Source organism: Pseudonocardia sp. DSM 110487, from assembly GCF_019468565.1.
Taxonomy (GTDB): Bacteria; Actinomycetota; Actinomycetes; order Mycobacteriales; family Pseudonocardiaceae; genus Pseudonocardia.
In genome coordinates this window covers 4858976-4871092 of record NZ_CP080521.1, presented here as the reverse complement: position 1 = coordinate 4871092, position 12117 = coordinate 4858976, and the positions used below count along the sequence as shown (strand labels likewise).

The 12117-nt window shown below is 73.0% G+C and carries 10 protein-coding genes; 1 reads left to right on the top strand and 9 read right to left on the bottom strand.

Annotated elements, in window-relative coordinates:
* Window positions 1-258: 258 nt before the first annotated feature.
* Genes pyrF through pyrR form a run of 6 tightly spaced genes read right to left on the bottom strand, consistent with a single transcriptional unit; the run spans window position 259 to window position 8311 of the window.
* Window positions 259-1080, bottom strand: coding sequence for an orotidine-5'-phosphate decarboxylase (gene pyrF / locus K1T35_RS22710; RefSeq protein ID WP_220262116.1), 822 nt, complete (start codon window positions 1078-1080; stop codon window positions 259-261).
* Complete coding sequence (carB, locus tag K1T35_RS22705; protein ID WP_220262115.1) at window positions 1077-4364, bottom strand: carbamoyl-phosphate synthase large subunit; 3288 nt, start codon at window positions 4362-4364, stop codon at window positions 1077-1079. Before carB ends, pyrF begins: the two co-directional genes overlap by 4 nt.
* Complete coding sequence (gene carA / locus K1T35_RS22700) at window positions 4364-5476, bottom strand: glutamine-hydrolyzing carbamoyl-phosphate synthase small subunit (RefSeq protein WP_220262114.1); 1113 nt, start codon at window positions 5474-5476, stop codon at window positions 4364-4366. Before carA ends, carB begins: the two co-directional genes overlap by 1 nt.
* A complete protein-coding gene (locus tag K1T35_RS22695; protein WP_370645483.1) occupies window positions 5473-6780 on the bottom strand; it encodes a dihydroorotase in 1308 nt (435 codons plus the stop codon). Before K1T35_RS22695 ends, carA begins: the two co-directional genes overlap by 4 nt.
* Window positions 6777-7721, bottom strand: a complete 945-nt coding sequence (locus K1T35_RS22690; protein ID WP_220262113.1) for an aspartate carbamoyltransferase catalytic subunit — start codon at window positions 7719-7721, stop codon at window positions 6777-6779. The genes K1T35_RS22695 and K1T35_RS22690 overlap by 4 nt, the downstream gene beginning before the upstream one ends.
* Entirely contained in the window at window positions 7718-8311 is a 594-nt protein-coding gene (gene pyrR, locus K1T35_RS22685; protein WP_220262112.1) for a bifunctional pyr operon transcriptional regulator/uracil phosphoribosyltransferase PyrR, read from the bottom strand. Before pyrR ends, K1T35_RS22690 begins: the two co-directional genes overlap by 4 nt.
* 474 nt (window positions 8312-8785) lie before the next feature.
* On the opposite strand from pyrR, the gene K1T35_RS22680 reads away from it, so the two are divergent.
* Window positions 8786-9268: a transcriptional regulator gene (locus K1T35_RS22680; RefSeq protein WP_094928863.1), complete on the top strand. Its 483-nt coding sequence runs from the start codon at window positions 8786-8788 to the stop codon at window positions 9266-9268.
* A 15-nt stretch (window positions 9269-9283) separates the two neighbouring features.
* On the opposite strand, the gene K1T35_RS22675 is transcribed toward K1T35_RS22680, so the two are convergent.
* The 3 genes from K1T35_RS22675 to K1T35_RS22665 are packed head-to-tail and all read right to left on the bottom strand — an operon-like array spanning window position 9284 to window position 12110.
* On the bottom strand, window positions 9284-10036 hold the full coding sequence (locus K1T35_RS22675) for an SDR family NAD(P)-dependent oxidoreductase (protein WP_220262111.1): 753 nt from the start codon (window positions 10034-10036) through the stop codon (window positions 9284-9286).
* Window positions 10036-11076, bottom strand: a complete 1041-nt coding sequence (locus K1T35_RS22670) for an alcohol dehydrogenase catalytic domain-containing protein (RefSeq protein WP_220262110.1) — start codon at window positions 11074-11076, stop codon at window positions 10036-10038. The genes K1T35_RS22675 and K1T35_RS22670 overlap by 1 nt, the downstream gene beginning before the upstream one ends.
* Entirely contained in the window at window positions 11076-12110 is a 1035-nt protein-coding gene (locus K1T35_RS22665; protein ID WP_255622630.1) for a branched-chain amino acid ABC transporter permease, read from the bottom strand. Before K1T35_RS22665 ends, K1T35_RS22670 begins: the two co-directional genes overlap by 1 nt.
* Between the last annotated feature and the right edge of the window lie 7 nt (window positions 12111-12117).

Here is a 12117-nt window from a genome sequence, read left to right as displayed (position 1 = left end):
CCCCGGCGGGCGGGCCGGCGGCGCGGATCCGCCGTCCGGGTGAGCGGAGAACGCTCGCGACGATCAGTAGTCCGCGCGCGCCGAGCTGCGCACGCCCGCTGCCGACGGACACGTCGGCGAGCCGAGTGATCCGCCCACCGGCGCTGCACACACCGCACGCAGCCCGGAACCCGGGCCGATCGGACGACTTCACACACCCAGCATGTACTTCGCACAAGGCGGGCCCTGTGTGAAGCCCCTGCTGGGTGTGTGAAGTGGCTACACCACCGCGGCGAGCTCGTCGCGGAGCGACTCCGCCGCGGCGCGAAGCGCCGCCACCGTCGGGCCAGCCGCCAGCACCGAGCGCGACGCCGCCGGCAGAACGAGGCCCTGCAGCCCGGCGAAGATCGCCGCGAGGTCAGCAGGGGCGGCGCCCTGGGCGCCGAGGCCCGGCGCCAGCACCGGGCCGTTCAGGGTGGACAGGTCGAGGCCGTGCTCGCGGGTCGCGCCCACCACCACCCCGACGTCGCCGAGCGGCGCGAGACCCGCGTTGCGGGCCGCGGCGCCGTCCACCATCGCCTGGGCCGTGCCCCGCCCGCCGAACTCCGCCAGCTGGACCTCGGCGCCCTCCGGGTTGGACGTCCTGGCCAGCACGAACGCCCCGCGCCCCGCGTCCGCTGCCGTGTCGAGCGCCGACGACAGCGACCCGAACCCCAGGTACGGGGACAGCGTCACGGCGTCGGCCCCGAGCGGCGCCCCCACCCCGAGGTAGGCGTCGGCGTAGCCGTCCATGGTCGAGCCGATGTCGCCGCGCTTGACGTCGAGGATCGTGAGCGTCGCCGTGCCGGCGAACGCGGAGAGGAGCTCCTCCAGCACCGCGACGCCGCGCGAGCCGTGCCGCTCGAAGAACGCCGACTGCGGCTTCACCACGGCCACGTTCCCGGCGAACGCCGCCACGCACGCGTCGGCGAACCGCGCCAGCCCGTCGGCGTCGTCGGTGAGCCCCCACGAGGCGAGCAGGCCCGGATGCGGGTCGATGCCAGCGCAGAGCGGTCCGAGGCGGGCAACGGTGCCCGCCAGCCGCGCCCCGAACGGAGTCACGAGCGGGCCTTCAGCAGGCTCGCATGGGCGTCCTGCAGCGAGCGGACGCCGATCCGGCCCGCCTTCATCGCCTCGATGCCCTGCACCGCCGCACCGGCACCCTGCACGGTCGTGATGCACGGCACGCCGCGGGCGACGGCCGCCGAGCGGATCTCGTAGCCGTCCACGCGGGGCCCTGAGTTGCCGTAGGGCGTGTTGATGATCAGATCGACGTCGCCTGCCAGTATCCGGTCGACGATCGTCTCCCCGCCCTCGTAGTGCTTGCGCACGACCGTGGCGGACACGCCGTGGCGGCGCAGGACGTCGGCCGTGCCCGCGGTGGCGAGCACCTCGAACCCGAGATCGGCGAGGCGCAGCACCGGGAACACCATCGCCCGCTTGTCCCGGTCGGCGATCGAGACGAACACCTTCCCGGACGTCGGCAGCGACCCGTACGCCCCGGCCTGCGACTTGGCGAACGCCGCGCCGAACGAGCTGTCGAAGCCCATCACCTCGCCGGTGGACTTCATCTCCGGGCCGAGCAGCGGGTCGACCCCGTGGCCCTCGACGGTGCGGAACCGGTGGAACGGCAGCACCGCCTCCTTGACCGCGATCGGCGCGTCGGGCGGCAGCTCGCCGCCGTCGCCATCGGCCGGGAGCAGTCCCTCGGCGCGCAGGTCCGCGATCGTGGCGCCGAGCATGATCCGCGCCGCCGCCTTGGCCAGCGGCACCGCGGTGGCCTTAGAGACGAACGGCACCGTGCGCGAGGCGCGCGGGTTGGCCTCCAGCACGTAGAGGGTCTCGCCGTGCAGCGCGTACTGGACGTTGAGCAGCCCGCGCACACCCACACCGTGCGCGATCGCCTCGGTGGAGCGGCGGACCTGCTCCAGCACCGAGTGCCCGAGCGTGATCGGCGGCAGGGCGCACGAGGAGTCGCCGGAGTGCACCCCGGCCTCCTCGATGTGCTCCATCACGCCGCCGATGAACACCTCGGTGCCGTCGCACAGCGCGTCGACGTCGATCTCGATCGCGTCGTCGAGGAAGCGGTCGACCAGCACCGGACGGTCCTCGCTGATCGTCGTGGCGCGCGAGATGTAGCCGGCGAGCGTCTCGTCGTCGTAGACGATCTCCATGCCGCGCCCGCCCAGGACGTACGAGGGCCGCACGAGCACCGGGTAGCCGATCCGCGCGGCGATGGCGCGGGCCTCGTCGAACGAGGTGGCCATGCCGAACGCGGGCGCCGGCAGGCCCGCCTTCCGGAGCACCTCGCCGAAGGCGCCGCGGTCCTCGGCCAGGTCGATCGCCGCCGCCGACGTGCCGACGACCGGGACACCCGCCGCGGTGAGCCGCTGCGCGAGCCCGAGCGGGGTCTGCCCGCCCAGCTGCACGATGACGCCTGCGACCGTGCCGGACTGCTGCTCGGCGTGGACCACCTCGATGACGTCCTCGAACGTGAGCGGCTCGAAGTACAGGCGGTCGGCCGTGTCGTAGTCGGTGGAGACGGTCTCCGGGTTGCAGTTGACCATGACGGTCTCGAACCCGGCCTCGCGTAGCGCCATCACCGCGTGCACGCACGAGTAGTCGAACTCGATGCCCTGCCCGATGCGGTTGGGCCCTGAACCGAGGATGAGCACCTTCGGCTTCTCGGTCTGCGGCGCGATCTCCGACTCCGCGGAGGGGTCGGTCTCGTAGGCGCTGTAGTGGTACGGCGTCTTCGCGGCGAACTCGGCGGCACAGGTGTCCACGGTCTTGTAGACCGGACGGATGCCCAGGCGGTGCCGCAGGGAGCGCACCCCGTCCTCGCCGGCGAACTCCGGGCGCAGCACGGCGATCTGGCGGTCCGACAGGCCCGCCCGCTTCGCCCGCCAGAGCAGCGCACCGTCGAGCACGGCGGCGTCCTCGATCTCCTGCCGCAGCTCGGTGAGCGCCAGGATCTGGTCGACGAACCAGGGGTCGATGCCCGATTCGCCCGCGACGTCGGCCACGCCGCGGCCCAGCCGCAGTGCCCGCTCGACCGCGTAGATGCGTCCGTCGCGGGCCGCTGCCACGTCCGGCTCGCCGTCGGGGTCGGGGGTGGTCCAGAACCCGGCGCGCGAGGTCTCCATCGAGCGCAGGGCCTTGCCGAGTGCCTCCGGGAACGACCGGCCGAGCGCCATCGCCTCGCCGACGCTCTTCATCGTGGTGGTGAGCTCGGGGTCGGCGCCGGGGAACTTCTCGAACGCGAACCGAGGGATCTTCACGACCACGTAGTCGAGCGTCGGCTCGAACGCGGCAGGGGTCTCGCCGGTGATGTCGTTGCGGATCTCGTCGAGCGTGTAGCCGATGGCCAGCCGGGCCGCGATCTTCGCGATCGGGAATCCGGTGGCCTTCGACGCGAGCGCCGACGACCGCGAGACCCGCGGGTTCATCTCGATGACGACGAGCCGGCCGGTGTCCGGGTGCACCGCGAACTGGATGTTGCAACCGCCGGTGTCCACCCCGACGGCGCGCAGCACGTCGATGCCGACGTCGCGCATGTGCTGGTACTCGCGGTCGGTGAGCGTCATCGCCGGAGCGACGGTGATCGAGTCGCCGGTGTGCACGCCCATCGGGTCGAGGTTCTCGATCGAGCAGACGACGACCACGTTGTCGTGCTTGTCGCGCATCAGCTCGAGCTCGTACTCCTTCCACCCGAGCACCGACTCCTCGATGAGCACCTCGGTGACCGGCGACGCGTCCAAGCCCGCCCCGGCGAGCCGCTCCAGGTCGTCGGCCGTGTGGGCCATGCCGGAGCCGAGGCCGCCCATCGTGAACGACGGCCGGATGACGACCGGCAGGCCCAGCTCGGCGGCCGCGGCCCGCACCTCGTCCATCGAGTGGCAGACGGCGCTGCGCGGCACGTCACCGCCGACCGACTGCACGATCTCCTTGAACTTCAGCCGGTCCTCGCCGCGCTGGATGGCGTCGATGTCGGCGCCGATCAGCTCGACGCCGTAGCGCTCCAGCACGCCGCTCTCGTGCAGGGCGACCGCCGCGTTGAGCGCGGTCTGGCCCCCCAGCGTCGGCAGGATCGCGTCCGGGCGCTCCGCGGCGATCACCTGCTCCAGGAACTCGGGCGTGACCGGCTCGATGTAGGTGGCGTCGGCGAACTCGGGGTCGGTCATGATCGTGGCAGGGTTCGAGTTCACCAGCGAGACGCGGATGCCCTCGGCCCGCAGCACGCGGCAGGCCTGCGTGCCGGAGTAGTCGAACTCGGCGGCCTGGCCGATGACGATCGGCCCCGAGCCGATCACCATCACGTGCCGGATGTCGTCGCGCCTCGGCATCAGCTCTTGCTCCCGTCCATGAGCTCGACGAACCGGTCGAACAGGTCCGCGGCGTCGTGCGGGCCCGCGGCGGCCTCCGGGTGGTACTGCACGCTGAACGCCGGCACGTCCAGGGCCTGCAGACCCTCGACGCAGCCGTCGTTCGGGCAGGTGTGGGTGATCTCCGCCGAGCCGAAGGCGGTGTCGAACCGCTCCCCCGCCTCGCCCTCGACGGCGAACCCGTGGTTCTGCGAGGTGATCGAGACCCGGCCGGTGGCGTGCTCGACCACCGGGATGTTGATGCCCCGGTGGCCGTAGCGCAGCTTGTAGGTGCCGCGCCCGAGCGCCCTGGCGAGGATCTGGTTGCCGAAGCAGATCCCGAATGTCGGGATCCGCCGCTCCAGCACCTGGCGCGTCAGTTCGACCGGCGCGTCGGCGGTGGCCGGGTCGCCGGGGCCGTTGGCGATGAAGAACCCGTCCGGTGCCAGCTCCTCGATCTGCTCGATCGACGTCGCCGCGGGCAGCACGTGCACCTCGATGCCGCGTGCGGCCATCATGCGCGGAGTGTTGAACTTGATCCCGACGTCGAGGGCGGCCACGCGGAACCGCCGCTCACCGTCGGCGGGCACCACGTACGGCTCGCGGGTGGTGACCGCGCCGTAGAGGTCGGCGCCCTCCATCGGCGGGCTGGCCAGGACCCGCGACACGAGCTCCTCGTCGGAGGCGATGGCGTCCCCGGAGAAGACACCGGCACGCATGGCGCCGCGTTCGCGCAGGTGGCGCACCACGGCCCGGGTGTCGATCCCGGCGATCCCGACGATCCCCTGCTCGCGCAGCGCATCCTCGAGGGAGCGCCGGGACCGCCAGTTCGAGGGCATGCGGGCGGGGTCGCGCACCGCGTAGCCGGCCACCTGGATCCCGCGCGACTCGTCGTCCTCGTCGTTCCAGCCGGTGTTGCCGATCTGCGGCGCGGTCTGCACCACGATCTGGCGGTGGTAGGACGGGTCGGTGAGCGTCTCCTGGTAGCCGGTCATGCCGGTGGTGAACACCGCCTCGCCGAGCCCCTCGCCGCGGGCGCCGTACGCCTCGCCGCGGAAGATCCGCCCGTCCTCGAGAACCAGCAACGCCGTCACGCCTGCACCTCCCCGTTCCGTGAGGTCACTCGACCCCGAAGCACCGTGGCCACCACCGTGGCCGGCAGCCGCATCCCCTCGAAGGGGGTGTTGGACGCCTTGCTCGCCAGTGCGGCGCCGCGGACCGTCCAGACCGCGTCCGGGTCGACGAGCGCGAACGTCGCGGGCTCGCCGACCGCGATCGGCCTGCCCTGGTCGGGCAGGCCCACGATCTCGGCGGGGCGCTCCGAGAGCACCCGCGCCACGCCACGCCAGTCCAGCAGGCCGGGCTCGACCATCGTGTGCACCACCACCGACAGCGCCGTCTCCAGGCCGAGCATCCCCGGCTTCGCGGCGGCCCACTCGGTGTCCTTGTACTGCGCGGCGTGCGGGGCGTGGTCGGTGCCGACCACGTCGATCACACCCTCCGCGAGCGCCGCGCGCATCGCCTTCGTGTCCTCGCCGGTGCGCAGCGGCGGGTTGACCTTGTTGACCGGGTCGTAGCTCGTCAGAGCCGCGTCGGTGAGCAGCAGGTGGTGCGGCGTGACCTCGGCCGACACCCGCACGCCCTGCGCCTTCGCCGCGCGCAGCACCTCGATCGTGCGCGCCGACGAGACGTGGCAGACGTGCAGCGCCGCCCCCGCCTCCCGGGCCAGCGCGCAGTCGCGGGCCACGATCGTCTCCTCGGCGGTGGCCGGCCAGCCGGCCAGGCCGAGCCGCGACGCCACCACGCCCTCGTGCGCCTGCGCGCCGACGGTGAGCCGGTGGTCCTCGGCGTGCTGGGCGATCACGACGTCGAGGGCCGACGCGTATTCGAGGGCCCTGCGCATGAGCACCGGGTCGTGCACGCAGCGGCCGTCGTCGGAGAACATCCTCACCCGCGCCCGCGAGCGCGCCATGGTCCCGAGCTCGGCCATCTTGGCGCCCTCGAGCCCGACGGTGACCGCACCGACCGGGTGGACGTCGACCAGCCCGACCTCCTCGCCGCGGCGGCGCACGTGCTCCACAACGACGGCGGTGTCGGCAACGGGGTCGGTGTTGGGCATCGCGAAGACCGCGGTGTAGCCGCCGCGGGCGGCCGCGCGCGAGCCGGTCTCGATCGTCTCGGACTCCTCGCCGCCCGGCTCCCGCAGGTGGGTGTGCAGGTCGACGAAGCCGGGCAGCAGCACGGCGCCGTCGGCGTCGAGTGCCTCCACGTCGTCCGGCGCGCGCAGCCCACTCCCGATCTCGGTGACGACACCGTCGCGCACGAGCAGGTCGACCGCGTCCTCCCCGTAGGGCCGCGCGTTCGTGATCAGCAGGTCTTTCACACTGCGGTCGATCATTCGGGTGCCCCCGCAAGAAGGTGGTAGAGGACGGCCATCCGGACGTGCACGCCGTTGGAGACCTGCGCCAGGATCGTCGAGGCCGGGCTGTCGGCCACCGCGGGCGAGATCTCCATGCCACGCACCATCGGTCCCGGGTGCATGACCACGGCGTGGTCGGGCAGCAGCCGGGCCCGGTCGTCGGACAGGCCGTAGCCGATCGCGTACTCCCGTGCCGACGGGAAGAAGGCTCCGTGCATCCGCTCGGCCTGCACGCGCAGCATCATCACGGCGTCGAGGGCAGGCAGCTCGGCGTCCAGGTCGGGGCTCACGCGGCACGGCCACTGCTCGACGCCCACCGGCAGCAGCGTCGGCGGGCCGACCAGCACCACCTCGGCGCCCAGCGTGGCCAGCAGGAAGACGTTGGAGCGCGCCACCCGGCTGTGCAGCACGTCGCCGACGATCCCGATCCGCCGACCGGCGATGCCGCCGAGCCGGTCGCGCAGGGTCGCCGCGTCCAGCAGGGCCTGTGTGGGGTGCTCGTGGGTGCCGTCGCCCGCGTTGACGATCGAGGTGTGCGTGCCCGTCTTCTCGGCGTCGCGGTCGATCCAGCCGGCGAGCCGGTGCGCCGCGCCGGAGGCCGGGTGGCGCACGATCACGCAGTCGGCGCCGACGGCCGACAGCGTGAGCGCGGTGTCGCGCAGCGACTCGCCCTTGCCCACCGACGATCCGGACGCGCTGACGTTCACGGTGTCGGCGCTCATCCACTTGCCGGCGACCTCGAAGGAGACGCGGGTGCGGGTGGAGTTCTCGTAGAACATCGTGATCACGGTGCGGCCGCGCAGCGTGGGCAGCTTGCGCACCTCGCGGCCCAGCAGCGCCTGCTTGAGCCGGTCGGCGGTGTCGAGAAGGCCGGTCGCGGCGGCGGCGTCGAGGTCGGTGACCGAGAGCAGGTGCTTCACTGCTCACCCGCCTTCCGCAGGCGGACGGCATCCGCGCCGTCGATCTCCTCGAACAGCACCAGCACCTGCTCGTCGCGGGCGGTGGGCACGTTCTTGCCGACGTAGTCGGCCCGGATCGGCAGCTCGCGGTGCCCTCGGTCGACGAGCACGGCCAGCTGCACGGCGCGCGGGCGGCCGTGGTCGGACAGCGCGTCGAGCGCGGCGCGGACCGTGCGGCCCGACATCAGCACGTCGTCGACGAGCACGACGAGCGCGTCGTCGAGCCCGCCATCGGGCACCGCGGTGTCCTCGAGGGCCCTGGCCGGGCGGCGGCGCAGGTCGTCGCGGTACAGCGTGGGGTCCACCGAGCCGACGCGGACGTCCGTGCCCTCGAACTCGGCGATCGCCGCGGCGAGCCTCCTCGCGAGCACGGTGCCGCGCGTGGGGATACCCATCAGCACGACGTCGGCCATGCCGTCGGCCCCCGTGGCCGTCTTCTCGATGATCTGGTGCGCGATACGCGCGATGGTGCGGGCGACATCGGCGGCGCCGAGCAGCTCCCGTGCGGGAGTGCTCGCGCCTGCCGGGTCCCCGCGGCGGTGCTCCGCCACAGAAATCTCCTTCCCCGCCTCACCGGACGGGCTTAAAGGAACCGGTCGCCCGGACGCTACCAGCGGTACGTCCGTAGCTCCCCGTTCACGCGCCGCACATCGCGGATGTCACAGGCCGTACGCTCCGCCGACACCCACACCTACCCCACCCGTCACAGCGTGATGGTGCTGCTGACACCATCACGGGCGCCATGCGCGCGCCGCGGGGGGCGTAACGCCTGGCGGGGGACGCTCGATCAGCCGTTCGAGTGGTCTCGGTCCACTGTGGTACCGGGAGGGGGACGACAACTTGACCGATTGTCGGGGCGAGCGCATGATTACTCTCCGTATCTAGACATTGCTCCCTGGGTGGCCGCGGTAGCGGGGGGTCCACTCGGGGCGCGAGGGCCGGTGCCGACTCGGCACCGGTACCGCAGCACCACCGGAACAGCTCGGTCCCGCGGCCGAGCGAGCAGCAAGTGAGGAGGTCGCCAGATGGGCGACTACGCCAAGGCGCTCGGCGGCAAGCTCCGCGCCATCCGGCAGCAGCAGGGGTTGTCGCTGCACGGCGTCGAGCAGAAGTCCGGCGGTCGCTGGAAGGCGGTCGTGGTGGGCTCCTACGAGCGCGGCGACCGCGCCGTCACCGTGCAGAAGCTGGCCGAGCTGGCAGATTTCTACGGTGTCCCAGTCGCCGAACTGCTCCCCGAGGGCCGCGTCCCGTCCGGATCGGAGCCCGCCACCAAGATCGTGATCAACCTCGAGCGGCTCCAGCAGCTCCCCGCCGACAAGGTCGGTCCACTGGCCCGCTACGCGGCGGCGATCCAGAGCCAGCGCGGCGACTACAACGGCAAGGTGCTCTCGATCCGCTCCGAGGACCTGCGGTCGCTGTCGATCATCTACGACATGACGCCCGGCGAGCTCACCGACCAGCTGATCGACTGGGGAGTGCTGCCGCCAGAGGCCCGGCCGACCGCCTGAGGCCCCAGGCGGGTCCTAGGCGGCGAAGCCGCCGTCCACGGGCAGGGCCACGCCGGTCACGAACGCGGCACGGTCCGAGCACAGGTAGGCAACGGCGAAGCCGACCTCCTCGGGCTCGCCGACGCGCGGGATCGCCTGCGGCCGGATCAGGTCGGCCACGAACTCAGGCGGCGATGCGTCCATCAACGGCGTGCGGATGGCGTTCGGGCACACCGCGTTCACGCGCACCCCGGCGGCCCCGTACTCCATCGCCGCGTTGCGCGTGAGCCCGATGATCCCGTGCTTGCTCGCGGTGTAGGGGCTGATCAGCGGCACGGCCATGAGGCCTGCCACCGACGCGATGTTGACGATCGCCCCGCCGCCGCGCTCCACCATCGCCGGGATCTGGGCGCGCATGCCGAGGAACACGCCCTTGAGGTTGACCGCGAGGACCCGGTCGTACTCCTCCTCGGTCACCTCCGCCAGTGGCTTGTGGACGGCGATGCCCGCGTTGTTGACCGCGCAGTCGAGCGCGCCGAACCGGGCCATGGCGGTGTCCACGAGCGCCGCGCAGTCCTGTGCCGACGTCACGTCGCACGGGGTGAAGGCCGCGCTCCCGCCCTCGGCATCGATCAGCGCGACCGTCTCCTCACCGCCCGCCTTCGCCGCGGCCAGATCGGAGACCAGCACCGCGGCGCCCTCGCGCGCCAGCTCCAGCGCGACGCCACGGCCGATCCCGCCCGCGGCTCCCGTCACCACGGCGGTCTTGCCCGCCAGCAGGTCGCCCATCAGGCCCCTTCCGTACTGATCACGAGCTTGAGCACCTCGCCGGGGTGGTGCAGCGCGTGCGCGATCGCGGCGGGCGCGTCGGCGAGCGCAGCCCGGTGCGTGACGAGCCTGCTCACCTGCTCCCGATGCCGCTCGACCAGCCGCACGGCCTCGGCGAAGTCGGCCGCGGTGCAGACGGTGGAGCCGAGCACGTCCAGCTCCTTCCGCGTGAAGGCGTCGACCGGCAGCGACACCTGCTCGTGCGAGATGCCGACGACGACCACCCGGCCCGCCGGCGCCACCATCGCCACGCCGTCGGCGATGGCCGACGGCCGGCCCGTGCAGTCGACGACCACCGCTGGGCCGTCCCCGCCCGTCCACTCTCCCGCCGTCGCGACGACGTCGGCGACCCCGGCGTCGAGCACCTCCGCCCCCGCGGCGGCCGCAGGGGCGAGCCGGGCCGCGGCGACGTCGGTGATCATGACGCGCGCGCCGCGGTCGAGCGCCCCGATCGTCACGGCCTGGCCGATCGGTCCGGCGCCGAGCACGACGACCCGCTCCCCGTCGGTCACCCTCCCCCGTTCCAGCGCGCGCACGGCGATCGACATCGGCTCGCAGAACGCGGCGACGGCCGGCGGCAGGTCGCCGACGCCGAACACCTGGTCGGCCGCCACCGTGACGCGGGCGGCGAGCGCGCCGTCGACGTGCACCCCGACCAGCCGGAAGTCAGGGCACGCGTTCTCCCGCCCGATCCGGCAGGCCCGGCACCGCCCGCACGACGAGAGCGGGTGCACGGCTATTCGTTGCCCGACCGCCAGCTCCGGCGGGCAGCCATGGCCCAGCGCCTCGATCACACCGGCGAACTCGTGCCCCTGCACGCGCGGGAACTGCGGGCCGAACGCCGGTGGCGTCGCCAGCTCGCCGGTGAGGAAGTGCAGGTCGGACCCGCAGATCCCCACCGCCTCCGTCCGCACCAGCACCTGCCCCGCGCCGGGCTCGCCGGGGTCGGGCACCTCGCCGACCTCCATGGTCCCGGCCCGGCGGGTCACCACCGCCCGCATCACGGCCCCCTTCGTTCGTGCTTTCCTGCTGGGCGCACCCGGTATCCGATCGGGAACAGCACCACGCCCGTGCGCCGGGAGAACCGGCCCCACAGCCCCTCTGGCGCCACGAGCATCACGACGATCGCGAGCAGCCCGAGCAGCACCAGGTAGGCGGCCCCGAGGTCGGCGAGGAAGAACTGCAGCCCGTAGAACACGAGCGCGCCGACCACCGGCCCCTCGAGCGTGCCGACGCCGCCGATCAGGGCCATGAAGAAGGCGTTCGCGCTGTAGTTGACGTTGAAGATCGACGCCGGTTCGAGCCGCAGGTTGGCCAGGAACAGCACGGCGCCCGCCGCGCCGAACCCCGCCGCGGACACCAGGTAGGGCACGCGCCGGGCCCGGCTCGCGCGCACGCCCACGGCCACCGCGGCCTGCTCGTCGTCGCGCACGGCGGCCGCGTCGAGGCCGATCCGGGAGCGCAGCAGCAGCCAGATCCCGAGCAGCGACGCGGTCACCACCGCCAGGGCCGTCCAGTAGGTGAGCGCGGTGCGCAGCACCGGGTCGAGGCCGGTCGGGGGCAGCGTCGCGCCCTCACCGCCGCCGAGCGCGGGGACGGTGATCACGAGCAGCCGGAAGGCCTCGGCGACCACCCACGTGGCGATCGCGAAGTAGGCGCCGCGGGTGCGGAAGAGCCCGTACGACAGCGGCACCGCGACGGCGAGCGACACCACCGCGGCGATCGGCACGGCCGCGAACGGATTCACCCCCGCCCGCACGGACACCAGCAGCGTGTAGGCCCCGACCCCGAGGTACGCCTGCTGCCCGAACGAGACCAGCCCGGCGTACCCGGCGAGCAGGTTCCACATCGACGCCATCGTGACCAGCAGGAACACCGTCGTCAGGGCGTTCTGCACCGGCCCGGCGAACACGAACGGCAACGCGGCGAACGCCACGAACAGCACCGCCGCACCGACCAGGGCCGCGATCGAGATCCGGTCCAGCCGCACGACCCGGGCCACCGGAGTCGCGGCCGCGGCCTGCTCGGACACCATCCTCGTC

Coding starts and splice junctions, on each gene's coding strand:
- carB (WP_220262115.1), bottom strand. CDS start 4,364: ATGCCGAGGCGCGACGACATCCGGCACGTGATGGTGATCGGCTCGGGG.
- K1T35_RS22695 (WP_370645483.1), bottom strand. CDS start 6,780: ATGATCGACCGCAGTGTGAAAGACCTGCTGATCACGAACGCGCGGCCC.
- K1T35_RS22680 (WP_094928863.1), top strand. CDS start 8,786: ATGGGCGACTACGCCAAGGCGCTCGGCGGCAAGCTCCGCGCCATCCGG.
- K1T35_RS22675 (WP_220262111.1), bottom strand. CDS start 10,036: ATGGGCGACCTGCTGGCGGGCAAGACCGCCGTGGTGACGGGAGCCGCG.
- K1T35_RS22670 (WP_220262110.1), bottom strand. CDS start 11,076: ATGCGGGCGGTGGTGACCCGCCGGGCCGGGACCATGGAGGTCGGCGAG.
- K1T35_RS22665 (WP_255622630.1), bottom strand. CDS start 12,110: ATGGTGTCCGAGCAGGCCGCGGCCGCGACTCCGGTGGCCCGGGTCGTG.